This is a genomic window from Ruegeria sp. AM4 (genome assembly GCF_056540665.1).
In genome coordinates this window covers 235,370-261,269 of sequence record NZ_JBQFXD010000003.1, presented here as the reverse complement: position 1 = coordinate 261,269, position 25,900 = coordinate 235,370, and the positions used below count along the sequence as shown (strand labels likewise).

26 protein-coding genes and 2 tRNA genes are annotated in these 25,900 nt (G+C 59.3%); 14 read left to right on the top strand and 14 right to left on the bottom strand.

Features of this window, described 5'->3' with window-relative positions:
• Positions 1-96: 96 nt before the first annotated feature.
• The 7 genes from mraY to mraZ are packed head-to-tail and all read right to left on the bottom strand — an operon-like array spanning position 97 to position 7,760.
• Positions 97-1,179, bottom strand: a complete 1,083-nt coding sequence (mraY, locus tag ACR0JA_RS09110; protein ID WP_170710236.1) for a phospho-N-acetylmuramoyl-pentapeptide-transferase — start codon at positions 1,177-1,179, stop codon at positions 97-99.
• Between the two features lie 37 nt (positions 1,180-1,216).
• Positions 1,217-2,608, bottom strand: coding sequence for a UDP-N-acetylmuramoyl-tripeptide--D-alanyl-D-alanine ligase (locus ACR0JA_RS09105; RefSeq protein ID WP_480573031.1), 1,392 nt, complete (start codon positions 2,606-2,608; stop codon positions 1,217-1,219).
• The gene (locus ACR0JA_RS09100) at positions 2,605-4,086 is read right to left on the bottom strand and encodes a UDP-N-acetylmuramoyl-L-alanyl-D-glutamate--2,6-diaminopimelate ligase (protein WP_480573028.1); all 1,482 of its coding nucleotides are present in this window, start codon (positions 4,084-4,086) and stop codon (positions 2,605-2,607) included. Before ACR0JA_RS09100 ends, ACR0JA_RS09105 begins: the two co-directional genes overlap by 4 nt.
• Positions 4,087-4,107: 21 nt before the next feature.
• A complete protein-coding gene (locus tag ACR0JA_RS09095; protein ID WP_480573025.1) occupies positions 4,108-5,895 on the bottom strand; it encodes a peptidoglycan D,D-transpeptidase FtsI family protein in 1,788 nt (595 codons plus the stop codon).
• Complete coding sequence (gene ftsL, locus ACR0JA_RS09090) at positions 5,892-6,260, bottom strand: cell division protein FtsL (RefSeq protein ID WP_480573022.1); 369 nt, start codon at positions 6,258-6,260, stop codon at positions 5,892-5,894. The genes ACR0JA_RS09095 and ftsL overlap by 4 nt, the downstream gene beginning before the upstream one ends.
• A complete protein-coding gene (gene rsmH / locus ACR0JA_RS09085) occupies positions 6,257-7,252 on the bottom strand; it encodes a 16S rRNA (cytosine(1402)-N(4))-methyltransferase RsmH (protein ID WP_480573369.1) in 996 nt (331 codons plus the stop codon). Before rsmH ends, ftsL begins: the two co-directional genes overlap by 4 nt.
• 4 nt (positions 7,253-7,256) lie before the next feature.
• Entirely contained in the window at positions 7,257-7,760 is a 504-nt protein-coding gene (mraZ, locus tag ACR0JA_RS09080; protein ID WP_170476981.1) for a division/cell wall cluster transcriptional repressor MraZ, read from the bottom strand.
• A gap of 899 nt (positions 7,761-8,659) precedes the next feature.
• On the opposite strand from mraZ, the gene ACR0JA_RS09075 reads away from it, so the two are divergent.
• Entirely contained in the window at positions 8,660-8,884 is a 225-nt protein-coding gene (locus ACR0JA_RS09075; RefSeq protein WP_480573019.1) for a DUF1127 domain-containing protein, read from the top strand.
• 375 nt (positions 8,885-9,259) lie between these two features.
• Positions 9,260-9,550: a DUF1330 domain-containing protein gene (locus tag ACR0JA_RS09070; protein WP_480573016.1), complete on the top strand. Its 291-nt coding sequence runs from the start codon at positions 9,260-9,262 to the stop codon at positions 9,548-9,550.
• 3 nt (positions 9,551-9,553) lie between these two features.
• Here the strand turns inward: ACR0JA_RS09070 and ACR0JA_RS09065 are convergent, their stop codons facing one another.
• Complete coding sequence (locus ACR0JA_RS09065) at positions 9,554-11,950, bottom strand: ATP-dependent helicase (RefSeq protein ID WP_480573013.1); 2,397 nt, start codon at positions 11,948-11,950, stop codon at positions 9,554-9,556.
• Positions 11,951-12,130: 180 nt separating this feature from the next.
• On the opposite strand from ACR0JA_RS09065, the gene ACR0JA_RS09060 reads away from it, so the two are divergent.
• The 3 genes from ACR0JA_RS09060 to ACR0JA_RS09050 all read left to right on the top strand — a co-directional run bounded on the left by ACR0JA_RS09060 (position 12,131) and on the right by ACR0JA_RS09050 (position 18,086).
• Complete coding sequence (locus ACR0JA_RS09060; RefSeq protein ID WP_480573009.1) at positions 12,131-13,921, top strand: sensor domain-containing diguanylate cyclase; 1,791 nt, start codon at positions 12,131-12,133, stop codon at positions 13,919-13,921.
• A 266-nt stretch (positions 13,922-14,187) separates the two neighbouring features.
• Positions 14,188-17,625, top strand: a complete 3,438-nt coding sequence (locus ACR0JA_RS09055; protein ID WP_480573006.1) for a pyruvate carboxylase — start codon at positions 14,188-14,190, stop codon at positions 17,623-17,625.
• Between the two features lie 77 nt (positions 17,626-17,702).
• Positions 17,703-18,086 (top strand): MAPEG family protein, encoded by a 384-nt coding sequence (locus ACR0JA_RS09050; protein WP_480573003.1) that lies wholly within the window; start codon positions 17,703-17,705, stop codon positions 18,084-18,086.
• A gap of 15 nt (positions 18,087-18,101) precedes the next feature.
• On the opposite strand, the gene ACR0JA_RS09045 is transcribed toward ACR0JA_RS09050, so the two are convergent.
• The gene (locus ACR0JA_RS09045; RefSeq protein WP_480573000.1) at positions 18,102-18,230 is read right to left on the bottom strand and encodes a hypothetical protein; all 129 of its coding nucleotides are present in this window, start codon (positions 18,228-18,230) and stop codon (positions 18,102-18,104) included.
• A 172-nt stretch (positions 18,231-18,402) separates the two neighbouring features.
• Between ACR0JA_RS09045 and ACR0JA_RS09040 the strand changes: the two genes are divergently transcribed.
• From ACR0JA_RS09040 to ACR0JA_RS09030, 3 genes are all read left to right on the top strand, one after another.
• Positions 18,403-18,477 (top strand) — tRNA-Gly (locus tag ACR0JA_RS09040).
• Between the two features lie 34 nt (positions 18,478-18,511).
• A tRNA-Gly gene (locus ACR0JA_RS09035) sits at positions 18,512-18,586 on the top strand.
• Positions 18,587-18,669: 83 nt separating this feature from the next.
• A complete protein-coding gene (locus ACR0JA_RS09030; RefSeq protein ID WP_480572997.1) occupies positions 18,670-19,536 on the top strand; it encodes a GNAT family N-acetyltransferase in 867 nt (288 codons plus the stop codon).
• On the opposite strand, the gene ACR0JA_RS09025 is transcribed toward ACR0JA_RS09030, so the two are convergent.
• Entirely contained in the window at positions 19,533-19,772 is a 240-nt protein-coding gene (locus tag ACR0JA_RS09025) for an Lrp/AsnC ligand binding domain-containing protein (RefSeq protein WP_480572994.1), read from the bottom strand. The two genes, ACR0JA_RS09030 and ACR0JA_RS09025, sit on opposite strands and share 4 nt — an antisense overlap.
• A 153-nt stretch (positions 19,773-19,925) precedes the next feature.
• On the opposite strand from ACR0JA_RS09025, the gene hisB reads away from it, so the two are divergent.
• Together hisB and hisH are read left to right on the top strand one after the other, a co-directional pair.
• Complete coding sequence (hisB, locus tag ACR0JA_RS09020) at positions 19,926-20,513, top strand: imidazoleglycerol-phosphate dehydratase HisB (RefSeq protein WP_480572991.1); 588 nt, start codon at positions 19,926-19,928, stop codon at positions 20,511-20,513.
• Positions 20,514-20,570: 57 nt separating this feature from the next.
• Positions 20,571-21,209 (top strand): imidazole glycerol phosphate synthase subunit HisH, encoded by a 639-nt coding sequence (gene hisH, locus ACR0JA_RS09015; RefSeq protein WP_480572988.1) that lies wholly within the window; start codon positions 20,571-20,573, stop codon positions 21,207-21,209.
• Positions 21,210-21,213: 4 nt separating this feature from the next.
• Here the strand turns inward: hisH and ACR0JA_RS09010 are convergent, their stop codons facing one another.
• The gene (locus tag ACR0JA_RS09010) at positions 21,214-21,615 is read right to left on the bottom strand and encodes a DUF2147 domain-containing protein (protein ID WP_480572985.1); all 402 of its coding nucleotides are present in this window, start codon (positions 21,613-21,615) and stop codon (positions 21,214-21,216) included.
• A gap of 134 nt (positions 21,616-21,749) precedes the next feature.
• Here ACR0JA_RS09010 and hisA point away from each other — a divergent pair, with 134 nt between their 5' ends.
• Positions 21,750-22,472, top strand: coding sequence for a 1-(5-phosphoribosyl)-5-[(5-phosphoribosylamino)methylideneamino]imidazole-4-carboxamide isomerase (hisA, locus tag ACR0JA_RS09005; protein WP_480572983.1), 723 nt, complete (start codon positions 21,750-21,752; stop codon positions 22,470-22,472).
• 16 nt (positions 22,473-22,488) lie between these two features.
• On the opposite strand, the gene ACR0JA_RS09000 is transcribed toward hisA, so the two are convergent.
• On the bottom strand, positions 22,489-22,863 hold the full coding sequence (locus ACR0JA_RS09000; protein ID WP_480572980.1) for a hypothetical protein: 375 nt from the start codon (positions 22,861-22,863) through the stop codon (positions 22,489-22,491).
• Between the two features lie 130 nt (positions 22,864-22,993).
• A complete protein-coding gene (locus ACR0JA_RS08995) occupies positions 22,994-23,440 on the bottom strand; it encodes a DUF302 domain-containing protein (protein WP_480572976.1) in 447 nt (148 codons plus the stop codon).
• Between the two features lie 118 nt (positions 23,441-23,558).
• Between ACR0JA_RS08995 and hisF the strand changes: the two genes are divergently transcribed.
• From hisF to ACR0JA_RS08980, 3 genes are all read left to right on the top strand, one after another.
• Positions 23,559-24,320 carry an imidazole glycerol phosphate synthase subunit HisF gene (gene hisF, locus ACR0JA_RS08990; RefSeq protein ID WP_480572973.1) on the top strand — a complete coding sequence of 254 codons (762 nt, stop codon included), beginning with the start codon at positions 23,559-23,561 and terminating at the stop codon, positions 24,318-24,320.
• The gene (locus tag ACR0JA_RS08985; RefSeq protein ID WP_480572970.1) at positions 24,317-24,634 is read left to right on the top strand and encodes a phosphoribosyl-ATP diphosphatase; all 318 of its coding nucleotides are present in this window, start codon (positions 24,317-24,319) and stop codon (positions 24,632-24,634) included. Before hisF ends, ACR0JA_RS08985 begins: the two co-directional genes overlap by 4 nt.
• Positions 24,635-24,708: 74 nt before the next feature.
• Positions 24,709-25,275 (top strand): hypothetical protein, encoded by a 567-nt coding sequence (locus tag ACR0JA_RS08980; RefSeq protein WP_480572967.1) that lies wholly within the window; start codon positions 24,709-24,711, stop codon positions 25,273-25,275.
• A gap of 4 nt (positions 25,276-25,279) precedes the next feature.
• On the opposite strand, the gene ACR0JA_RS08975 is transcribed toward ACR0JA_RS08980, so the two are convergent.
• Positions 25,280-25,750 (bottom strand): CoA-binding protein, encoded by a 471-nt coding sequence (locus ACR0JA_RS08975; RefSeq protein ID WP_480572964.1) that lies wholly within the window; start codon positions 25,748-25,750, stop codon positions 25,280-25,282.
• Positions 25,751-25,900 lie beyond the last annotated feature (150 nt).

Here is a 25,900-nt window from a genome sequence, read left to right as displayed (position 1 = left end):
CGAAAGGCAAGGGCGCGATCAGGCTCGCGCGCCTGCGCGCGAGCCGGACCCAACAGGTGCAGGCGGGCCGAAGGCCCTCCGAACCTGGCGGGAGAGCTACCGGACTTTCAGCGTTGCCAGACCGATCATCGCCAGAATCAGAGAGATGATCCAGAACCGGATCACAATCGTCGGCTCGGCCCAACCCTTCTTCTCATAATGATGATGGATGGGCGCCATCAAGAACACGCGCTTACCAGTACGTTTGAAGTAAAGAACCTGAATGATCACGCTCAACGCCTCAACGACGAACAGACCGCCGACTACGGCCAGAACCAGCTCGTGTTTGGTGGCAACGGCGATGGCCCCCAACGCGCCACCCAGCGCGAGCGATCCGGTATCGCCCATGAACACCGCCGCAGGAGGGGCGTTGTACCAAAGGAAACCAAGCCCGCCGCCAAAAAGGGCTGCCGTAAAGATCAGGATCTCTCCGGTCCCCGGCACGTAATGCACGTCGAGATATTCCGTGAAGTCGACGCGGCCCACCGCATAGGCAATGATACCCAGCGTTGTGGCCGCAATCATTGCCGGCATGATGGCCAAACCGTCCAGACCATCGGTCAGGTTCACTGCATTTGCCGAACCCACAATGACCACGATGGCGAATGGGATATAGAACAGGCCCAGATTGATCAGCGTGTCCTTGAACACCGGCAGCGCCAGTTGGTTCTGCAGATCAGCCGGGTGATGCAACGTTGCCCAAAGCGCGGCCAGAACCGCGATCAGCACACCCAGCGCAAGCCGCATCTTGCTGGACACGCCTTTGGTGTTTTGTTTCGACACCTTGGCGTAGTCGTCGGCAAAGCCAATCGCTGCATATGCCAGTGTCACAAACAGGACCATCCATACAAACGGATTGTCCCAGCGCGCCCAGATCAGGGTCGACGTCACCAGCGCGCCGACGATCAGCAGCCCGCCCATGGTGGGGGTTCCGGCCTTGTTCAGATGCCCTTCCGGCCCATCATCACGGATCGGCTGACCCTTGCCCTGCTTGCGGCGCAGCACGTTGATCAGGGGTTTGCCAAAGATGAACCCAAAGACCAGCGCCGTCAGAAACGCGCCGCCTGCACGGAACGTGATATAGCGGAAGAGGTTGAAAAAGTCCCCTCCGTCCGACAGTGCGGTCAACCAATAGAGCATACCAATACCTTTCTCACACAGAGGTCACGGCGCGCGTTTAATCAAGCGCGCCCCCTTGCCCCATTTCTCGCAGGCCGTCAACAATGCCCGCCAGCGCCATGCTCAGCGATCCCTTGGCCAGAACCGCATCTCCGTCGCGGATCAGGTCCGGAAGGTGGGTGGCCATTTCGGCGCTCGTCTCGAACCACAGCCCACGTTTGTCTTGCGGCAACACCTCATGCAGCGCCTGCATCAGCGGGCCGATGCAATGCACCTGATCGACACGCGTCATCGCGGTGACATCGGCCATTGCGGCGTGCATGGCCTGTTCCTGCGCGCCCAGTTCTTTCATATCGCCCAGAAAGGCGATGCGGCGCTTGGATTGCGTGGCCGCCAGCACGTCAAGCGCCGCCTCCATCGAGGTTGGGTTGGCGTTATAGCTGTCATCCAGCAGTTCGATCCTGCCGCCGTTTGTCAGGTCAATCACCTCGCGCACGCCGCGCCCTTTGACCGGAGACCACCGGCCCAGCCCCTTGATGGCCGCATCCGTGTCGACGCCCATCGCCGCACAAGCCGCCAAGGCACCCAGCGCGTTCATGGCGAAATGGGTTCCTGCCGAATTGACTTCGAAAGCGGCGGGTCGGCAGGCGATGATGGCCTGCGCGCGGATCGCGTTGGCCTGCGGTTCCACATCGGTCAGTAGGTAATCCGTGGCGGTCCGGCCAAAATCAACAATCCGCGCACCGTTTTGCGTCGCGCATTGGCGCAGGATGTCTGCATGGTCGATATCGGCATTCACGATGGCGGTGCCGCCCTCGGTCAAACCATCGAAAATCGCGCCTTTCTCGGCGGCGATTCCGGCGACCGAGTCGAACGCCTCAAGATGAACCGCCGCGACGGTTGTGACCAGCGCCACATGCGGGCGGCTCTGACGGGCGAGCGGGGCGATCTCTCCGGGATGATTCATGCCGATCTCGATCACCGCAAATTCGGTATCGCGCGGCATTCGGGCCAGCGTCAGGGGGACGCCCCAATGGTTGTTGTAGCTGGCGACGCTGGCATGGGTCTTGCCGTGGGTTTCCAGGATCGTCGCCAGCATTTCCTTGGTCGAGGTCTTGCCGACGCTGCCAGTCACGCCAACAACCTGAGCGGATGTGCGCGTACGTGCGGCCTGACCCAGAGCTTCGAGTGCTGTCTGCACATCGTCCACGATCAAAAGCGGTGCAGTGTCGTCCACACCATCGGGGATATGCGACACCAGCGCGGCCCCTGCCCCTTTTTCCAAAGCCTGAGCGACGAACTCATGCCCGTCGCGCGCAGCTTTGAGCGCCACGAAAAGGTCGCCGGGCTGCAAGGTGCGGGTGTCGATGGACACGCCGTCGGCTTGCCAGTCTGTCGTTGCACGCCCGCCGGTGGCCGCTGCGGCCTCGGATGCAGTCCAGAGGGTCATGCGACCCTCCCGTCCAGCGCGGCGACGCTGATGCTGGCTTGTTCGGCGTCGTCGAAGGGCAGCACCTGATCGCCGACGATCTGGCCGGTTTCGTGCCCTTTGCCCGCGATCAGCAGCGCGTCGCCCGGTTGCAGAGCGTCGATGCCGCGCAGAATGGCCTCGGCCCGGTCGCCCACTTCGGTGGCGTCCGGCGCGCCCAGCATGACGGCAGCCCGGATGGTGGCGGGGTCTTCGCCGCGGGGGTTGTCATCGGTGACGAACACCAGATCCGCGTTGTCAGCGGCAGCCTGCCCCATCAGGGGGCGCTTGGTGGCATCACGGTCCCCACCTGCACCAACGATAGCGATCAGGCGACCCATGACATGCGGGCGCATCGCCTTCAGCGCGGTCGACACGGCGTCCGGCGTATGGGCGTAATCGACAAAGATCGTCGCACCGTTCTCACGGGTGGCGGCCAGTTGCATCCGTCCGCGCACGGTTGTCAGGTGCGGCAGGGTCTCGAATACACGGTCGGGGTCTTCCCCGGCGGCAATGACCAGACCGCAGGCCAGCAGGATGTTTTCAGCCTGAAAACCGCCGATCAGGTTCAGGCGGGTTTGATAGGTCTTGCCCTGGAATGAGAACCGCAAGTCCTGGCCAGTTGCATCAAAGCGTTGATTCAAAAGCCAAAGGTCTGCGCCCTCGGCCCCGACGGTCAGAACGGATTGGCCTCGCGCCATGGCAATGTCCTGCACCTGCGCGCCCTTGGGATCGCTGAGGTTGATCACCGCTGTTCCGTCCTGTGGCAGCACCCGGTCGAACAGCCCGGCCTTGGCGTTGAAATACGCCTCGAATGTTTCGTGATAGTCCAAATGATCCTGTGTGAAGTTCGAGAAACCGGCGGCTGTCAGGTGCACCCCGTCCAGGCGGCGCTGTTCGAGCCCGTGCGACGACGCCTCCATCGCGGCATGGGTTACGCCATTTTCGGCAGCCTCGGCCAGAGCGCGATGCAGGGTGATCGGTTCCGGTGTGGTATGGGCCAGCGGCGCGGTCCATGCGCCTTCGACACCGGTGGTGCCAAGATTGATGGCGGCATGGCCAAGCTCGGACCAGATTTGGCGCACGAATGTGGCGACGGATGTTTTGCCGTTGGTGCCGGTCACCGCCACAATGGTCTGCGGTTGCGCCCCGAACCAAAGCGCGGCAGCCCCGGCAAGCGCCTGACGCGGGTCTTCGGCCACGATCAGAGCGGCGTCGGAGGCTGCCAGTTCTTTGGCCGCAATCTCCGCCCCCTCGGCGTCGGTCAGAATGGCAGAGGCCCCCATGCGCAGGGCGAATTGGATGAACTCACCGCCATGAACCCGCGTTCCGGGCAAGGCCGCAAACAGATAGCCATCCTTAACCTTGCGGCTGTCTACCGCCAGCCCCGAGATATCGGGATTCGCGCCACCGCGCGCTGTCAGGGCCAGTTGGCTGAGTTTCTTTGTCCTTGCGCCCATGACCCACCTCTTTTGGACAGCCTAATTCGAGGTCAGCGTTATAGCAGCGCCCGCCTCAGGCTCAAGCCGGGGACGCAGGCCCAAAAGCGGGGCGACCCGACCGATCAATTCAGCCGCCACCGGCACGGCGGTCCACCCTGCAGTACGGCGCTTTTCGCCGTAAGCCACGATCGACGGCTCATCCAGCGTCACGATCATTACGTATTTCGGATCATAGGCCGGGAAAATCGTCGCGAAAGTGGCGATGACCTTCTCGTCATAATACCCACCCCGGGGTTTGGGTTTGTCGGCAGTGCCTGTCTTGCCCGCAACATCGTACCCCGCGACGTCACCAAAGCTGGCGGTGCCGTCAGTGACAACCTTGCGCAACATTTTTTGGGCCTGGCTTGCGGCGGAGTCCGACAAGACGCGCGGGCCATATTGCGGGCCATTTTTGCGCAGGATGGTCGGGCTGACATAATGCCCACCATTTGCAATCGCCGCATAGCCCGCCGCCAAATGCATCGGGCTGGTCGACAGGCCGTGACCATAGGAAATAGTGACCGTGCTCAACTCACCCCATTTTTTGGGTTTGAGCGGCTGTCCACCCTTGGCTTCGACGATCTCGAACGGGGTGGGTTCGAACATGCCCAGCGTTTCCAGAAAATCCTGTTGCCGTTGCGCACCAATTTGCAGTGCCAAACGTCCGGTACCCCGGTTCGAACTGTGGACGATCACATCGGCCACGCTGATCTTGCCATAGTTCTTGCCGTTGAATTCGCCAATCGGAAACCGGCCGATCTTCATCGGGCCGGACGTATCGATGATCGTATTCGAGTTGACCAATCCAAGCTGCACCGCCTGCGCGGCGGTGAAAATCTTGAACACCGACCCCAGTTCGTACACGCCCTGCACATAACGGTTGAACAGCGGGCTGTCCGACGGGTCGAACCCAGTGGTTGGTGGACGCGGTCTGTCGTTGGGATCGAAAGACGGAAGCGACGCGGCCGAGATTACCTCGCCCGTATGGGCATTCATCAGAACCGCCGACGCGCCTTTGGCGTTCATGATCTTCATACCGCCATAAAGCACCTGTTCGACCGCAGCCTGCACCGTCAGGTCCAGCGACAATTGCAGCGGCTTGTTGCCATTGGCCGGGTCGCGCAAATAATTGTCGAACTGCTTCTCGACACCTGCAACTCCGATCACTTCGGCGGCGCTGACACCCTCGCGCCCGAATCCCGAGCCGCCCAGAATATGTGCGGCCAGCTTGCCATTCGGGTAAAGCCGCATCTCGCGCGGGCCAAACAGAATGCCGGGGTCGCCGATATCATGAACCGCTTGCTTTTGTTCTGGCGAGATCCGCTTTTTGATCCACAAAAACTTGCGGTCGCCAGTAAAGTCCTTGATCAGCCGGTCACGGTCCAGATCCGGGAAGATCGCCACCAGCTGATCGGCGGCCGCGGTCGGATCGATCATCAACGGGGGCTGGGCATAGACCGAATAGGTATCCAGGTTGGTGGCCAGAATGCGCCCCTCACGATCCACGATATTGGCGCGCTGCATCGCGATGGCTGCACCTTGGGCGGTGGCCAAAGGCTCTTGCGGCTCGGACGTGGCCAACATGCCCATACGCACGCCCACCACCGCAAACGCACAGAAAAAGAACAGCCCTAGCACCAGCAAGCGACCCTCAGCCCGGGCGCGGGCGCGGTCTTTCATATCCTCGTGCCGTTGACGGATGTTCTCACGCTCAATCGCCTTGGGGTTTTCACCACGAGCGCGGGCGTCCAGAACGCGGGCCAGAGGTCGAAGCGGGGTGCGTGTCATGGGATCTGCACCTCGCCCAGCGACTGAATTTCCGTGATCGCCTGCAATTCGTCAGGGCTGACAATCGGAAGATCGGGGTCCTCGCCATAGGCGATTCTATCCGCGCGCCCGAACTGTTCGGCGCGCAGCGGCAGCAGACCCAGCCGTTCAAAATTCAGATCCGCCAGTTCACGCAGACGATCCGGACGGTTGAGATAGGCCCATTCCGCATTCAATACAGCCAACCGCGCCTGCGCGTTTCCGATTTTCTGCTGCAACGACTGCGTTTCCTTAAGCACTTGCTGGGTCCGATAGTTTTCCTGATAGGCCCAGAGGGCGAGCCCGAACACGGCCAAGGCAGTCAACACATACAATACACTCTTCATCTTGCCCTCCCCCCCAGTTGCGGCATGCCAATTGCACGGGCCTCAATTTCTTCCCCTGCCGGCGCATCCGTTCGCACCGCCACGCGCAGCTTGGCCGAGCGCGCACGAGGGTTTTCCTGCAACTCCTGGTCATCCGGCCCTACGGCCTTGCGCGTTTTTAACGTGAATTGAGGCTGATCTTCGAGCATCTCAGGCGCATAGCGATTGGCGCGGCCGGTTTTGCCTGCGCGCGACTGCAGGAACCGTTTGACCATCCGGTCCTCGATCGAGTGAAAGGTCACTACGGCCAGTTGCCCGCCCGGTTTCAGCGCTCGCTCAGCCGCCATGAGGCCCTGAAACAGCTCTTCGTACTCGGCGTTCACCGCGATGCGCAGCCCTTGAAAGCTACGTGTCGCCGGATGCGACTGACCCGGCTTTGGGCGTGGCAGACAAGATTCAATGATCTCGACAAGACGCAGAGTCGTTTCGATCGGTTCTTCCGCCCGCGCCTTTACGATGGCCTTCGCGATCCGACGGCTGGCACGCTCCTCGCCGAAATGAAACAGGATATCGGCCAGTTGCGCCTCGGTGGCCGTATTGACCAGATCGGCAGCGCTTTCGCCCTGCTGGCTCATGCGCATATCAAGCGGGCCGTCTTTCATGAAGGAAAAGCCGCGCTCGGCCTGATCCAGTTGCATGGACGAGACACCCAGGTCCAGAACCACGCCGTCAAGATCTTGCGCATATTCATCCATCCGAGAGAACACACCCGGCTGCATCATCAGCCGATCGCCGTATTCCCCGGCCCAGCTTGCGGCCATTTCAAAGGCCAGCGGATCGCGATCCACGCCGATAACTTTCTCGGCCCCAGCTTCAAGCAGGCCACGGGTATAACCGCCTGCGCCGAAGGTGCCATCCAGCCAGGCACCTGACACCGGCGCCACGGCAGCCAGCAACGGGCGCAGAAGAACAGGGATATGAGGTTTGTCCGCAGAAGTCTGAGCGCCGGCCATGCCGTCACCCATCCCCGATGCCATCGAGATACTGCATCGGATCGAAATCCTCGGGCAGATCGTCCAGCCATTCCTCGGTCGTGGCCAGTTCCTCGGCCTCGTACGTTTCGGGTTTCCAGATCTGGAAGGTGTCACCGGCGGCGATAAAGAACGCCTCATTCTCGAGGTCGATCTTGTTGCGCAGCTTTGCAGGCAGCACAAGCCGCCCGGTTTCGTCCACATTGGTGGGGAAGGACTGACCGTGGAACATCCGTTGCAACATCCGGCGTTGCATCGAGCCACGTGGCAACGCATCTATCTTGGCGTCCACTTCGTCGATCGCTTCCATGGTATAGCATTCAAGGTATTTGCGGCGATGATCACCGTAGACAATCACCAGTTCGGGGTTGTCGCCGGGTTGCCAGTTGGGATCGGAGGCTTCAAGCACACGGCGAAACGAGGCCGGGATCGATACCCTGCCCTTCGTGTCCACCTTATGGTGGCTTTCACCTCTAAACCTGCGCGCCAAGACGACTGTCCCTTTCGCTTGCGCCCCACCTCAAAATTCGTATCCCCCCCGGATGAAAAACGGCGGGTTGATCTGCTGCCACTGACCAACCCGCCGCATTGACCCGCTTTGCGGGATGTCCAGCTGCGCGCGCCACCTGGGGGGATGTCTGCTCGCCCGCGCGCCGGATCTGTTGAGTGATGAAAGCGAGATGCCTGTATGAAACCTGTTCTTATATTTTTGGTTCGGGGTCGTTTGGTGCCCCTACGCCTCGTCCTCATCGGATGCATAAGGGATGACATGGGAATTCATGGAAATCAATAGGAAATTTGAACACCACCTTCTGGTGACTGGGCTCAAAAACCTAGAAAATACTGAGAATCGATGGAATTTGCACCACAATTTGGCGACGCTAACAGAACAACCACTAGATGTATGACTTAAAATATGCCCATGAATTCCCGAAAAAACTTCATGCGCCCTGGGAAATTACAGAGCTTTTCAGGTTTTGACGACGTGATCCTGAGTTAAAGCGCCCGGAATCTGACGCGCTCAGTTTGGATTCTGGCCTGGCCCATGAATTCCCATGAAGAGATTCTGCCTCCCGCTCAGCATCAATGAGACTGTTCACGCAGCGCTGGGTCCGGCTTCCCTCAATTCAAGGCCAGCGCCACCGAATTGCCCTGACGTCATTGTCTCGCGCGCAATCGAATAAAGGATTAGAGGCATCGAAATCGTACCGGAAGCTCCTTGTTTTCATGGCAATCAGGGCTTGATCCGAAGAGTTCAAGGCAATCCATGCGTTCGCCGCATAGCAGCATTGACGACGTGGGCTATTGTGCAACTGCAGCATTTGCCTATTTTCAGTCTCAAGCAAACGCCGGAACGTTCCGGCAAAAGATCAAATACGGAATACGAATATGGCAGTCGCAACCACAAACGCAGCTTCAAAGAGTGCCCCGGCAGTCGGAATTGCCGCGTTGTTTGAATCAGTCACGACCCGGTTTGTGCGCTATCGCATGTACCGCCAAACGTTCAACGAACTGTCCGCGCTGTCCAACCGCGAGTTGGCAGATCTGGGCTTGAATCGCTCGATGATCCGCCGGTTGGCCTTGCAGGCGGCAGAAGAACAGACAGCGCGCTAAGCGCGTCAGAACACCGAGATCAGGTCCGTACTCCTCCCTTTCGGACCTGTATTTCAGCGGCAACGTCTCTCCTCCTCCCTGACGTTGCCGCAGTTTATACCGGCCCAGAACGCCGGAAGCGGATACATCAGGGCTCTCCTCCTCCCTGCCTTGATGTAGAAAGCGCGCGGCGACGTCCTTCTCCTCCCTGACGTCGCCGCGACTTCTTCATACCGGGTTCAAACCCGGGTTCGGATACATCGGGGTTCTCCTCCTCCCTACCCTGGTGTTGAAAAGAACGGCGGTTCCCCTTCCTCCTCCCTGGGAACCGCCGTTTTTCGTTTTTCCGCATACGTTGTAAGCTTGGGTCGTGAACGAGTTCATCAGGAGCATCCCATGGCCGCCTATTTCATCGCCCAGATTTCCATTCATGACCCGGATGGTTACCAAGAATATCTTGAAGGCTTCATGCCAATTTTCGACCGGCATGGCGGGCGCCTGCTGACCGTTTCCTCGAAACCCGTCGAGATTGTCGAAGGCAGTTGGGCTGAAGACGGGATCGTGCTGATGGAATTTCCGGACATGGCCGCCGCCAGAGCATGGAAGGACGACCCCGACTATGCCGAACTGGCCCGGATCAGGCAAAAAACCGCGACGGCGAATCTTGTGCTTGTCGAAGGGTTGTAGGCGTCAGAACGGCACGTCGTCCTTGGCTGTCAGAAAGCGCGAAACCACCTTTTTCACACCAGCCTTGTCAAAATCGACCTCGACCTTGTCGCCCTCGATTCCGATCACCGCGCCATAACCGAATTTCTGGTGAAACACCCGCTCGCCCAGCGTGAAACTGGCCACGGCGGTCGCATCAATCACTGTATTCCGGCTTTCTTTCGGCTGAGACATCCCATACTGCCCCTGCCGCGCCTGCAACCGCCTCCAGCCCGGAGAGTTATAGACATTCGCCTCGGCCGCGCGGGTTTCGATAGTGGCCGAAACCTGCCCACCGCCGTAAAGACCCGGAGGCGTCAGAACCTCGACATGATCCTCGGGCAACTCGTCAATGAACCGAGACGGCATCGCATTCTGCCACTGCCCGAACACCCGCCGGTTGGCTGCGAAGGAAATGGTACAGACCTCCTCGGCGCGGGTGATTCCCACATAGGCCAGCCGTCGTTCCTCTTCGAGACCCTTGAGCCCCTGCTCGTCCATCGATCGCTGTGAGGGGAACAATCCGTCTTCCCATCCCGGCAGGAACACGGCGGGAAACTCCAGCCCTTTCGCCGCGTGCAGAGTCATGATCGAGACCTTGGCCCCATCGGTTTCCTGCTCGTTGTCCATCACCAGACTGACATGTTCCAGAAACCCCTGCAGGTTCTCGAAATTGTCCAACTGGTTGACCAGTTCCTTAAGGTTTTCCAACCGCCCCGGCGCTTCGGGCGTCTTTTCGTTCTGCCAATGGGCGGTGTAACCGGATTCGTCCAACACGATCTGCGCCAGCTCGATATGCGTATGTTCGGGTTCGCCATAGCGGATCGGTGAAACACCATCGTCGATCACCGTGTCATCATCCACTTCGATCCGAGGTCCGCGTGTCATCGCATTCCACCGCGCCAGCCCGTCGATCAATTCGCGCAGCGCCTTGGCCCCTTTGCCTTTGATCAGAGCATTGTCGACCGCGATCCGCGCGCCCTCGACCAAGGACACGCCGTTTTCCCGCGCCACCACCTGAATCGTCTGCTGCGCCTTGTCGCCAAGGCCGCGTTTGGGCGTGTTCACAATCCGCTCGAAGGCCAGATCATCCTCGGGGCTGACCACCAGCCGGAAATAGGCCATGGCATCGCGAATCTCCATCCGCTCATAGAACCGGGGGCCGCCGATCACCTTGTAGGGCAAGCCGATGGTCAGAAACCGATCCTCAAACGCGCGCATCTGGTGCGAGGCGCGCACAAGGATGGCCATCTCATCCAGGTTCATCGGCCGCACGCCCCGTGTTCCGCCCTGCATGGCGTCGATTTCCTCGCCGATCCAGCGCGCCTCTTCTTCGCCATCCCAATGGCCGATCAGACGAACCTTTTCGCCTTCTTCACGGTCGGTCCAAAGCTCTTTGCCCAGACGGCCCTCATTGCCGCGAATGACATTCGACGCGGCCGCCAGAATATGCGGGGTCGAGCGGTAGTTCTGTTCCAGCCGAACCACGAAAGCGCCGGGGAAATCCCTTTCGAACCGCAGGATATTGCCCACCTCGGCCCCACGCCAGCCATAGATCGACTGGTCGTCATCGCCGACGCAGCAGATGTTCTTGTGCCTTCCGGCAAGCAGGCGCAGCCAGAGATATTGGGCGACGTTGGTATCCTGATATTCGTCCACGAGGATATAGCGGAACCAGCGCTGGTATTGCTCCAATACATCCGGGTGAGTCTGGAAGATAGTGACCATGTGCAGCAGCAGGTCGCCGAAATCCACCGCATTCAACTCGCGCAAGCGGGTCTGGTACTGGGCGTAAAGTTCGATGCCCTTATGGTTATAGGCCCCCGCATCTGCTGCAGGCACCTTGTCGGGCGTCAGGGCGCGGTTCTTCCAGTCGTCGATGATCCCGGCCAACATCCGAGGAGGCCATCGTTTCTCATCAACGTTGTTTACTTTCAGCAATTGCTTGAGCAGCCGAAGTTGATCGTCAGAGTCCAGGATGGTGAAGTTCGATTTCAGATCGACCAATTCTGCGTGGCGGCGTAACAACTTGACGCAGATAGCATGGAATGTACCCATCCATTGCAGTCCGCTTTTCACGTCAACTGGGTACTGTTGCACCCGGTCCTTCATTTCTTTTGCAGCTTTGTTTGTGAAGGTTACCGCCAGTATTTCGTTGGATCGCGCACGCCTGGTGTGCAGAAGTTCTGCAATTCTCGAGATAAGCGCTCTAGTTTTGCCAGTTCCTGCACCAGCGAGAACGAGTACAGGGCCGTCCAACGCCTTAACCGCCTTAAGCTGCTCTTCGTTCAACCACTCGAGATGAGATGATGAACGGGCAGGCATCGCCCGCGCCGACAGCGATGCGCCCTCGAAGGCGTCCATTTCGTCAAAACTGCTCATGGTTCCAAACTACGCCGGATGGGCGCGAAGGGAAAGGGTTTGTTCACGGCTTGTTCGCGCAGAATTTCGCGCTGGGTTCCCGCCAATTCTAAACAAACCGAGCAGAACTGCCACGGTGCCATTAACCACCTGTAAAAACCAGGCCGCCATGATCGTCTCATTGCTGTGGGAGCGTAGGGTATGAAACAGAAACCTCAGGGGACCGTGAAACATCGTCTGAAATGGATCGGCATCAGCGTGATGCTGATAACTCTGGCCATTGGATGCGGCTGGGGCATCTATAAGTTGCCGGCCCCGCTGGTCGACAGGATGCTGCAGACCGATATCCTGAAACAGGCCGAACTCTGGAAACGACGGGTCGTTCTGCACCTGGAAAACCCCGAGCGCGCCTTGAAGACGGGCTTGATCGATACGCACGATGCCGAGTTTCTGTCCTCGATGCCCGAAGCCTCGGATGTCTATCGCTTCAAGCTGTTCGACGCGTCGGGCAAGGTGACATGGTCAACCCGTCCCGATGAGATTGGCAGTGTCGAAAGCCGCGACTTTTTTCGCAGCGACGTCGCCCGAGGAATGATCCATTACATTCAGGAGGTCGTTCCGCTTTCGGAAATCGACGGGCTGGATCTGCATACCGACAATATCGACAACACACTGCAACACCACGTGGCCGAGGTTTTCATGCCGGTCACCCGCAACGGGCGCTTTATTGGTGCGATCGAATTCTTCACCGATATCTCCGACTTGCGTGCCACTTTCATATCGCGGCTCAGGGTCTCACTGACCGTTCTGAGTGGAATTGCCCTGCTCGCCCTAGGGGCAGTGTCCTTTGCGACCTATCGGACCAACCGGTTTCAGGTGCTCGCACTGCACAGGCAATCCGCAAAAGAACGGGACTTGATGAATGAACAACTGCGCCTTGCGCGCGAGGTTCGGTTGCTGGGCGAATTGAATGAGTGGCTGCAATCCAGCCGCTCGCTGGACGAGCTGTTCGATATGGTCTCGCGTTTCATGACCCACATCCTGCCCGAGGCCGAGGGCAGCGTATATGTCTATTCCAATTCGCGCGATGTTCTGGACGGCTGCGCCAGTTGGAACGGCGGCACGCACAAGTCGCATATTCATCCCGAAGGGTGCTGGGGCCTGCGTCGCGGTCGAACCTATGAATTCGGCGCGTCCGAGATCGATTTTGTCTGCGAACATGCAGAGCCGCATGACGGGCGGGCTTATTTCTGCTTTCCCATCCTTGCGCATGGGGAAACCGTCGGTTTGTTGCATCTGCGCGCCCATGACGGCGCCTGCGAAGAATTCCATGCCAGCAAGAAGCTTGCGCAGCTCTGCGCCGAGCAGATCAGCATGGCGATCGCAAATGTGCGGATGCGGGATCAGTTGCATGACCAATCGGTGCGCGACCCTCTCACCGGTTTGTTCAACCGCCGCCACATGACCGAATCGCTGCGAAAGTCCATCGGCCGGAGCCAGCAGACCGGAGCCGCGCTTAGCCTGGTTGCGGTGGACGTGGATCATTTCAAGAAGTTCAACGATACACATGGCCATGACGCCGGCGACATGGTTCTGCGTGCGGTGGGTGCCGCGCTGGAACAGGGCTGCGACCGGGATGAGGTCGCATGCCGGATTGGTGGCGAGGAGTTCATGCTGATCCTGCCCGACAACACTCCGGAAGAAGCCGTTACGCGCGCCGAACAGCTACGGCAGGCGGTCGAGGCTGTGTCGGTCCGGTATGGCGAAAAGTCCCTGCCACGGATCACGATTTCGGTTGGGGTGGCGCATTACCCCGCACATGGTTCAATGCCGCAGGATCTGATGCGTGCAGCCGATGACGCATTATATGCCGCAAAGGACGGTGGGCGAAATCAGGTGCAGGTCGCAGCGCAGTCTTTGCCTGCAATCAGGGATTCTGGTGCAGTCGACTCTGCGACGGTAAAGCCCGCCAAGCGATCGTCAGCAGCCTAGATGGCCCGAACGCCCAAAGCAACGCGGACTCGTCAGCCGCCAGAGTGATTCTCACGACCTGTCGTGCAGCCCAATTCGGGTCCCGAAGCCGGTTCGTGAGTTCAATTCACATGGGTGATTGATGCTGCGGTGCAGCGTGTGTATTAATACTGCGCATATAAGCGGCGTTTGCGAGCGTTAACATGCCGGTTCTGTCAAAAAGACTGATATAGCAGCGCGTATTGTCCGCCTATGAGAAGGCCAAACCACCAAGACCGGGACCCGCAATGACCGACTTCAACAAGATCCTGATCGCCAATCGCGGCGAGATTGCCATACGCGTGATGCGCGCAGCCAACGAGATGGGCAAACAGACCGTTGCTGTATTTGCCGAAGAAGACAAGCTGGGCTTGCATCGCTTCAAGGCGGATGAGGCGTATCGCATTGGCGAGGGAATGGGGCCGGTTGCCGCCTACCTGTCGATCGACGAGATCATCCGCGTGGCCAAGGAATGTGGTGCCGACGCGATCCACCCCGGTTACGGATTGCTGTCCGAGAACCCCGATTTCGTCGATGCTTGCGTTCAAAATGGCATTACCTTCATCGGCCCCAAGGCGGAAACCATGCGTGCCCTTGGCGACAAGGCCAGCGCGCGGAAAGTGGCGATCGCGGCGGATGTGCCGGTGATCCCGGCGACGGAAGTGCTGGGCGACGACATGGTCGCCATCAAGGCCGAGGCGGCCGAGATCGGCTATCCGCTGATGCTCAAGGCCAGCTGGGGCGGTGGCGGGCGTGGCATGCGCCCGATCCTGTCCGAAGATGAGCTGGAAGAAAAAGTGCTGGAAGGCCGCCGCGAGGCCGAGGCCGCCTTTGGCAATGGCGAGGGCTATCTGGAGAAGATGATCACCCGCGCCCGTCATGTCGAGGTGCAGATCCTGGGCGACAAGCATGGCGAGATTTATCACCTGTACGAGCGCGACTGCTCGGTTCAGCGTCGCAATCAGAAGGTCGTGGAACGCGCCCCTGCCCCCTATCTGACCGACGAGCAACGGGCCGAGATTTGCGAATTGGGCCGCCGCATCTGTGCCCATGTGAATTATGAATGCGCGGGGACCGTCGAATTCCTGATGGATATGAACACCGGCAAGTTCTACTTCATCGAGGTCAACCCGCGCGTTCAGGTGGAACACACCGTCACCGAAGAAGTGACGGGCATCGACATCGTTCAGGCTCAGATCCTGATCGCCGAGGGCAAGACGCTGGCCGAGGCCACCGGAAAAGCCAGCCAGGATGAGATTCGTCTGAACGGCCACGCGCTGCAGACCCGCGTGACCACCGAAGATCCGCTGAACAACTTCATCCCCGACTATGGCCGCATCACCGCCTATCGATCGGCGACGGGCATGGGCATCCGTCTGGACGGCGGCACCGCTTATGCAGGGGGGGTAATCACGCGATATTATGACTCGCTGCTCACCAAAGTGACCGCCTGGGCGCCGACGCCCGAAAAGGCGATCGCGCGCATGGATCGCGCGCTGCGCGAATTCCGCGTTCGCGGCGTCTCGACCAATATCGCCTTTGTCGAAAACCTGCTGAAGCACCCGACCTTCCTGTCGAATGAATACACCACCAAGTTCATTGATGAGACGGCGGACCTGTTCCAGTTCAAAAAGCGCCGTGACCGGGGCACCAAGGTTCTGACCTATATCGCGGATATCACGGTCAACGGTCACCCTGAGACCAAAGATCGCCCCGAGCCGCGCGCGGACCTGAAAGAGGCCAAGCCGCCTGCGCTGAAGGCTGAACCCCAGATGGGCACCCGCAACCTGCTGGAGCAGAAAGGCCCGCAGGCGGTTGCTGACTGGATGAAAGCGCAGCGTCAGTTGCTGATCACCGACACCACCATGCGCGACGGGCACCAGTCACTGCTGGCCACGCGGATGCGGTCAATCGACATGATCAAGGTGGCGCCCAGCTACGCAGCCAACCTGCCGCAACTGTTCAGCGTCGAATGCTGGGGCGGTGCGACCTTTGATGTGGCCTATCGGTTCCTGCAGGAATGCCCGTGGCAGCGCCTGCGCGATCTGCGCGAAGCGATGCCGAACCTGATGACCCAGATGCTGCTGCGCGGCGCGAACGGGGTTGGCTACACCAACTATCCCGACAACGTTGTGCAGGAGTTCGTGCGCCAGGCGTCGCAGAATATCGACGTGTTCCGCGTGTTCGACTCGCTGAACTGGGTGGAAAATATGCGGGTCGCGATGGATGCCGTCGTCGAGAATGGCAAAATCTGCGAAGGCACCGTCTGTTACACTGGCGATATCCTCGACCCGGATCGCGCCAAGTATGACCTGAAATACTATGTTGGCATGGCGAAAGAACTGCGCGATGCAGGCGCGCATGTGCTGGGTCTCAAGGACATGGCCGGTTTGTTGAAACCCGCCTCGGCCAAGATCCTAATCCGCGCTCTGAAGGAGGAGGTCGGGTTGCCGATCCACTTCCACACCCACGACACCGCCGGTATCGCCAGCGCCACCATTCTGGCCGCCTCCGAGGCGGGCGTGGACGCGGTGGACTGCGCGATGGACAGCTTCTCGGGCAATACCTCACAGGCGACGCTGGGCACTGTGGTCGAAGCGCTACGCCACACCGAGCGTGATACCGGGCTGGACATCAAGGCCATTCGCGAGATCAGCGACTACTTTGAGGCCGTCCGCGGCCAGTATGCGGCCTTCGAATCCAGCCTGCAGGCCCCGGCCTCTGAGGTCTATCTGCACGAAATGCCCGGCGGTCAGTTCACCAACCTCAAGGCGCAGGCGCGCAGTCTGGGGCTGGAGGAACGCTGGCACGAGGTCGCCCAGATGTATGCCGACGTGAACCAGATGTTCGGTGACATCGTCAAGGTAACGCCGTCGTCGAAAGTGGTGGGTGACATGGCGCTGATGATGGTCAGCCAGAACCTGACCCGCGATGATGTGGAAAACCCGTGCACAGATGTGGCTTTCCCCGATTCCGTTATCGACATGATGCGCGGCAATCTGGGCCAGCCTCCAGGCGGGTTCCCCGACACGATCATCCAAAAGGTGCTCAAGGACGAAGCCCCCAACACCGAACGCCCCGGCAAACATGTCGAAGCGGTTGATCTGGAAGCTACCCGCGCCGATCTGTCCAAGCAGCTTGAGGGCAAAGAGGTCGATGACGAGGACCTGAACGGATACCTGATGTATCCCAAGGTGTTCCTGGATTACATGGGCCGCCACCGGACCTACGGCCCTGTTCGCACCCTGCCGACGCGCACCTTTTTCTACGGCATGGAGCCGGGAGAAGAGATCACCGCCGAAATCGATCCGGGCAAGACGCTGGAAATCCGCTGTCAGGCCATCGGTGAGACCGACGAAAACGGCGAAGTTCGCGTCTTCTTTGAACTCAACGGCCAACCTCGTGTGATCCGTGTGCCCAACCGTCTGGTCAAGGCGTCGACCGCGCAACGACCGAAGGCCGAGATCGGCAACTCCAATCACATCGGTGCGCCGATGCCCGGGGTTGTTGCCACCGTTGCCGTGACCACTGGTCAGGAGGTGCACGAAGGTGATCTGCTGCTGACCATCGAAGCGATGAAAATGGAAACCGGCATCCACGCTGAACGCGACGCGGTGGTCAAGGCCGTCCACGTCCAGCCCGGCGGCCAGATCGACGCTAAAGACCTGCTCGTCGAACTGGAATAAACCGGAAACCGATATACAATCTGTAAGGCCGCGCAACTAAGCGCGGCCTTTTTCAATGATGGTCCAGAGGGTTCCGCATGCTTGCAGTTACACCGATCTATGCCGCGCTGATCGCGTTTCTCTATGTCTGGCTCAGCGTCAACGTCATCAAGACCCGCCGAAGTGGCAAAATCTCGGTCGGGGATGGTGCGAACGAGGCGATGATCAAAGCAATGCGCACCCACGCAAACTGCGCGGAATATGCTCCGTTTGGGCTGTTGTTGCTGGCTATGGCAGAGTTGCAGGGCGCTGGCGCGTTGCTTTTGAACCTGTTGGGGCTAGCGCTTTTGGCGGGACGCGTGGCGCACGCCTATGGCTTTGGACGCTCGCCTCAGATCATGATTCTGCGACAGATCGGCATGATGCTGACATTCGCCGCCATTTTGATTGCCGCGCTCGCAAACCTCGTTCTTGCGCTTTAGTTCTGGGGCATCAGACTATCCGATCAGAACACGCGTCTCGATTTCAACGGCTGGCATCATGACCGGATCAACATCACTGATTCTGTCGCTATCCAGATCGCATATCGCGGTGGCCAGCAATATCATTGCGGCCAATGCGACCATTTTTAAGTTTTCCACCTTCGCCACAATCATAGCCACGCCTTTGTAGTTTTAAGTTCCAATACCCTTTGAACGGACGACAATCGCGTTTCCGTCGCAAAGAATTTTCAGATTTCTGCGTTTTTCCTCTTGCAGCTTGGTCCCAGAATTTATACTTCACGCCTCACTCAACGGCGCGGGCGTAGCTCAGGGGTAGAGCATAACCTTGCCAAGGTTAGGGTCGGGCGTTCGAATCGCCTCGCCCGCTCCATTGAGAGGTCTTTGGACCATATATCGTATCTGATGCGGGCGTAGCTCAGGGGTAGAGCATAACCTTGCCAAGGTTAGGGTCGGGCGTTCGAATCGCCTCGCCCGCTCCAGATACCAAACCTGTCTGAACATGCTGGTTCTTTTGGTGGGCCTCGGCCATGCTGGGTGCAACGCAGATTGCAAGGCAACGCTCATGTCGAATTATGTCATTCGCCCTCTCACCGCCGCCGAAGTGCAGCACGCCGTCGATTGGGCCGGGCGCGAGGGGTGGAATCCGGGTGTCCACGACGCGGAGTGCTTTCGCCCGACGGACCCCGACGGGTTTCTGGGCGGCTTTCTGGATGGCGAGATGATCGCCTCAGTCTCGGCGGTGAACTATGACGATGTGTTTTCATTCTTGGGGTTCTACATCGTCAAGCCCGAGTTTCGCCATCACGGTCACGGGCTTGAGATCGCAGGCCATGCGCTGACCCATTGCAAGGGCCGCAATATGGGTCTGGATGGGGTGGTCGAGCAGCAGGACAATTATCGTAAATCCGGGTTCAATTTCGCCTACAACAACTATCGTTTTGGCGGAACAAAGCGCGGGATTTTGGCCAAGCTCGGGACCACGCCAATCAGCGATGTCTCGGATCTGACCGAAGCGTCAGCCGCATTGAAAGCCTATGATCGCGCGCTGTTTCCTGCCGCGCGCGACCTGTTTCTTGAAAGCTGGCTGAGCGCTTACAGCCACGTTTCAAAGGTATATGCCAAGAATGGCAAGATCAGGGGTTACGCGACGCTGCGCCCGTGCCAGAGCGGGTACAAGATCGGGCCGTTGTTTGCGGACAGTTCCGAGATTGCGCAGGCTCTGCTGACCTCGGTGCTGCAGGCGATCCCCGACGATCACGCCACACATGAGGTGTTCATCGACATGCCCCAGCCCAACGCCGCCGCCTTTGCCCTGGCGGATGCGCTGGGGCTTGAGAAGGTGTTTGAAACCGCGCGGATGTATTCCGATCATCAGCCGGTTATCGATCTTGACCGGATTTTCGGCGTGACGACGTTTGAGCTGGGCTAGAATGCCTTGAAGGTCATCGTCGTCAGGGACCGTTCGATATTGGGAATCACCAGCAGGTTTTCGTTGATGTAATGGCCCACATCCTCGGTCTCGGGGATATAGAGTTTAAGCAGCAGGTCGTATTCGCCGCTGGTGGAGTAAAGCTCTGAGTGTATTTCGCGCAAGGCGATCCCTTCGGCCACCTGGTAGGTGGTGCCGGGTTTGCAACGAATCTGTATGAAGACGCAGGTGGACATGGATGGGCCCTGTTGATTGAGTTGCCAATAGGCTGGCATGGGCGCAAGCCGGGCGCAATCCCCTGCAACAGTTTAGGCCGAATGGTCAGGCCGCTCTTTCAAAGCCCGGCCAACCCCGTCTATAAGCGCGCCTGTAGCAAAAGGAATTTGCCCATGCGCACCGCTTCGATCAGCCGCAAGACCGCCGAGACGGATATCTCGGTCGAGGTCAATCTGGACGGCACCGGCACATATGACAATCAGACCGGTGTGGGCTTTTTTGACCACATGCTGGACCAGTTGGCGCGCCATTCACTGATCGATATGACGATCCGGGCCAAGGGTGACTATCACATCGACGACCACCACACGGTCGAGGATACCGGAATTGCTCTGGGTCAGGCGCTGACGCAGGCATTGGGCGACAAGAAAGGCATTCGCCGCTATGGCGAGTGTCACCTACCGATGGATGACGCTCAGGTCCGCTGCGCGCTGGACCTGTCGGCGCGACCCTTTCTAATCTGGAACGTGGACCTTCCGACGCCCAAGATCGGTACGTTTGACACCGAACTGGTACGTGAGTTCTTTCAGGCACTCAGCACCCATGGCGGTATCACGCTGCATGTCGACCAATTGCACGGCTTCAACAGCCACCACATTGCCGAGGCGGCCTTCAAAGCGGTCGCGCGCGCCCTGCGCGACGCTGTCGAGACCGACCCGCGCAAAGCAGACGCGATTCCATCGACCAAGGGCGCGCTATAAGCGCACCCCGGAAACGGGCGCCGGTTTTCGAACACGTTGCGTGCAGAAAGGATTCAGATGCTGACCGCCATCATCGACTATGAAAGCGGCAACCTGCACTCTGCCGAAAAGGCATTTCAGCGCATGGCGCAGGAATTGAACGCGGGTGACGTTGTCGTAACCTCTGACGCGGATGTTGTCGCGCGGGCGGATCGATTGGTCCTGCCCGGAGACGGGGCCTTTCCTGCCTGCGCCGCCGAGTTGCGCGGCCACAAAGGCATCTATGACGCTATGGTCGAGGCGGTCGAACAAAAGGGCCGCCCGTTTCTTGGCATCTGCGTCGGCATGCAGCTGATGGCGACCAAGGGGCACGAGTACACCGAAACCGATGGATTGGGATGGGTCTCGGGCGACGTGGTGCGGATCGAGCCGTCGGACAGTTCGTTAAAAGTGCCCCATATGGGCTGGAACGATCTGATTCTGAACAGCGACCACGCGGTTTTTGCCGGGGTCAGTTCCGGAGATCATGTCTATTTCGTTCACTCCTACCAGTTCCGCGTAGCGGATCCGGCGGAACGGCTGGCTCACGTCGAATATGGCCAGGAGGTCACGGCCGTGATGGGCCGCGAAACCATGGTTGGAATGCAGTTCCATCCGGAAAAAAGCCAGGATGTGGGCCTGCGCATGATCGGGAATTTCCTGACCTGGACGCCCTGAGCGTCTATTGAACCCGCGTCCAGGTTTGCCCACGGCAGACCAGGCCACCGGCAACGCAGCCCTTGACGGTCAGCTTGTTTTGACCATCCAGCGACATTTTTGACTTATAAGTCTTGTCTTTTTGCGGGTCCCAGATCTTACCGTTGTCATAGTCGCCGCCACCTTCAGGAACCATGTCCCAGATGAGCTGTTTTCCAAGGTTCTCATACTCCAGCAACTGATTGCCCTGTGCATCAAACGCGGAATCAATCGTCCCGCAAATGGCGCTACCACATTCCGAAATTGATACATGCAGATAGCCACCGGATTCGCCCGGTCCAACTTTCCACAGTCCGTCAACCGGGTCATCGGCAAAGGCGCTCGTGGCCAAAGCGGTGAAAGCCGCCGCAAGCGTTAGTGTCTTCATGATATTCTCCCTGCTTTGGGGTCAGTCTGACCCGCGAATAGCTGTCGGGCAAGATTGACTTAGCGTCGCGTTGCATCCCCTGCCCCGCCTGTGCGATATCCCGCGCGTGTAACAGTGATATAGGGCCGCCCGACATGATCCTCTACCCCGCCATCGACCTCAAAGACGGCCAGGCCGTGCGCCTGCTGCGCGGTGAAATGGACAAGGCGACCGTTTTCAACGACGACCCGGCCGCACAGGCGCGCGCATTTGTTGAGGCAGGGTGCGAATGGCTGCATCTGGTCGATCTGAACGGCGCCTTCGCGGGTCAGCCGGTCAACGCCGCCCCTGTCAAGGCGATCCTGAAAGAATGCGACGTGCCCGCCCAGCTAGGGGGCGGCATCCGCGACATGGCCACAATTGAGGCCTGGATCGACAAAGGCCTGGCCCGGGTGATTCTGGGCACGGTTGCCGTCGAAAACCCCGACCTGGTGCGCGAAGCGGCCCGCGCCTTTCCCGGCAAGGTCGCGGTCGGCATCGATGCCCGCAACGGTATGGTTGCCACCAAGGGCTGGGCCGAGGAAACCGATGTACAGGTCACCGATCTGGCCCGCAGCTTTGAAGACGCAGGCGTCGCGGCAATCATCTACACCGACATCAACCGTGACGGTGCGATGCAGGGACCGAATATCGAGGCCACGGCTGCGCTGGCCCGCGCTGTCTCGATCCCGGTGATTGCGTCTGGCGGTGTCTCCTCGGTCGCAGACCTTATCGCACTGCGGGACTGTGACGCGGGTCTGAATGGTGCGATTTCCGGTCGCGCACTCTATGATGGGGCGATTGATCTTAAGGAGGCCCTGACGGCGCTCAGAGACTAGGTCAGGCCGAAAGTCGCTATTCGATCTTCCAACGATTTTGGAGGGGTCGGCCCGCCTCGTAGATTTGCAGTTCCTTCGCTTCGGTACGTTCAATCTGCCAGCAACCGGAGCCGCCGTCCCAATACTCACACCATAGATCGCCCATGACGGCCCAAGTGGCTTTGTATTGCCGGCCGCCGAACGATCCGGCAGCCTCTCCTGTTTTTACGCCCTTCTGATAGGTTTGAACCCAAGGCGTTACACCATCAGTATTGGAGATTCCGGACAAGGTTGATCCGGGGATCGTTGCCAAAAGCTCTTCCTGAGACATGAAGTCTTGCGCAAAGCTCGCGCCCGTCGATCCTGAAATAAGGCCGACTGCAAGCAAAACAGTTCTCAATCTCTGTCTCATTTTCACTTATCCAACGGCTGCCGGGAACACTGTGCAACACTTACCAAAAAACAGGTGCGCGCGCAAAATCAGCGCCTTGCACGAGATGGCGGCGTTGCCAGGTCGCAGCATAGCGGCGGGTTTTCTTGGGCTATTGCGCCGCAGCCGCCGTCAACTTGTTCAACGCGCCGCGCATCTTTTCGACAACTGGCGAGTTTTCGACCTCATCCAGCTCATCCATGGTTTCCTTTGGGTCCTCATAGGCCAGCCAAACCTGCCCGTTTGCATCCTCGTAGGCCTGAACTTTCAGGGGCAGGAACAAACCCGCGCGGGCATCTATCTGCATCGCGGGCGTGCCAAGCTTGGGGTTGCCGAAAATCAGCACCTGATTGGGGGGGATCGGTGTGCCGACCTTTTCGGCCCCCGCCGCGTGGTCGACACGCGCAAAAACGGTCGCGCCCGCATTACCGACGGCGGCTTCCAGCGCGTCCATCGCCTCTTGCACGGATTTGTCCGTGCTCACTTTGATAATATCGTCAGCCATCGCCGCGACCGCTCCTGCCAGTATGAATGTCGTCGTGAGAAAGAGTTTACGCATCTTATTGATCTCCTGATGAATTTAGGAACAGTTTTCACAGGTTTCAGCCGCGTGACAATCACAAGTCTGGCATCGGCAGGGCTTTGCCGGTAGAGGTGCGCCAACAAAGGACGCCGAGATGCTGAAAACCCGTATCATTCCCTGTCTGGATGTCGCCGATGGCCGCGTGGTCAAGGGTGTGAACTTTGTCGGCCTGCGCGACGCTGGCGACCCGGTGGAATCGGCCAAAGCCTACGACGCCGCCGGTGCGGATGAGATTTGCTTTCTGGACATCCACGCCACGCACGAAAATCGGGGAACCATGTTCGAAGTGGTCCGACGCACGGCAGAACAGTGCTTTGTGCCGCTGACAGTCGGCGGTGGCGTGCGCAGCAAAGACGACGTGCGTGCATTGCTGCTGGCGGGTGCCGACAAAGTCAGTTTCAATTCGGCGGCCGTTGCCAACCCGAATGTCATCGCCGAAGCGGCGGACCAGTTTGGCAGCCAGTGCATCGTCTGCGCCATCGACGCAAAGACCGTCAGCCCCGGCAAGTGGGAGATTTTCACACACGGGGGCCGCAAACCCACCGGGATCGATGCGGTGGAGTTCGCCAAAACCGTTGTCGCAAAGGGCGCGGGAGAGATCCTGCTAACCTCGATGGACCGCGACGGCACCAAAGCGGGCTTCAACCTGCCACTGACGCGCGCCATTTCCGACGCAGTGGACGTGCCGGTGATCGCAAGCGGGGGCGTCGGCAATCTGGATCACCTGGTCGAGGGCGTGACCAAAGGCGGCGCCAGTGCCGTGCTTGCGGCCTCGATCTTTCACTTTGGCGAATACACCATCCGCGAGGCCAAAGAGCATATGGTCGCTGCGGGCATTCCCATGAGGCTGACATGAGCATTCTGCACGATCTGGCCACCACGATCGAAGCCCGCAAAGGGGCTGACCCAGACAGCAGCTGGACCGCCAAGCTGTTGGCAAAGGGCCCCGAGAAATGCGCCGAGAAATTCGGGGAAGAGGCGATCGAAGCGATCATCGAGGCAGCCAAGGGAGATCGGGAAAAACTGACTTCTGAGGCGGCGGATGTGCTTTACCACCTGCTGGTCATGCTGGCCGCGCGAGACGTCGCCTTGGATGACGTGCTGTCGGAACTGGCCCGGCGTCAGGGCACGAGTGGCATCGCGGAAAAAGAGGCACGGCCCAAAGGGTAAGCGGACGGGTTCCGTCGCAGCGTCCGAGCGATTATGATCCTCCATCACGGCGCAATGGACCGAAGGACGCGCAAATGATCAGACTTCTGGCCCTTGTATGTGCTTTTCTAGCCTTGACGGCCTGCGCGGCCCCGCCCCCAACAACCGGGGATGAGGTGCAGCGCCTAGCATCGGAAATCCGCGATCTGGGCCCTGATGTTGATCCCGAAGAGGCAAACCGCGCGGCGCAGATCGCCTATTCCTACACGGCGCAGCTGGTGCAGGAGTATGAGATCACTGACCCGCCACTGATCCACAACGCAAAGGTCAACAAGGGCCTGCGCCCGCGCGGATTGTGCTGGCATTGGGCCGAGGATATCGAACGCCGTTTGAAACAGGAGGGCTTTGAGACCCTGACCTTGCATCGCGCCATCGCCAACGCGGACAACCCGCTCCGAATCGATCACAGCACGGCGATAATCAGCCGAAAAGGGGATTCGATGTTTGACGGGGTTGTGCTGGACCCGTGGCGGTATGGCGGCGTGCTGTACTGGGCCCCTTTGCCCGAAGATACCCGCTATGACTGGGTGCCGCGCGAGGTTGTTCTGGAACGCCGCAGGCAGGAACAGGTCGCCCGCCTGAAACCGCTTGCCGCCAACTGAACAGCTAGAGTTTTGAAGAAATCACACCGGTTGCGAATCCGCCCATGCGCAGTTCGCCAAACAGGCGTTGATACTCGATCTTAGGGCACCGATCCATGATCACATCCACCCCGCGCGCCTGCGCTTTGGCCGCTGCCGCGGGATGAGACACACCGATCTGCATCCAGATGGTTTGCAAATCGGGAAACTGCTCCAGCGCCTCGTCGACGATGGGTGGCACGGATTCCGAGCGCCGGAAGATATCCACCATATCAACGGGTTCGGAAATTTCCGCCAGTGACCCGCGCACGGTCTGTCCGAAAAGCTGTGTGCCCGCATGACCCGGGTTGATCGGAATGACCCGGAAACCTTTCAACGACAAGTATCGCGTCACGTAATAGCTGGGCCGAACCGGGTTCATCGACACGCCCACAACCGCAACCGTCTTTGTACGTTGCAAGATTGTTTTCAGGAATTCATCGGAATATTCACTCATAGCGCAAACCTATGCGGTCTGGCCCCAAGAAAAAAGCGCCCAGGCCATGCCTGAGCGCCAGTTGTTGGAACGAGGGACAGTGAAATGACCCGCGGCAGTTCCGATCCGCGGTCACTGTGACATTTAGGCATGAGTTGGCGAAAAAAAAGG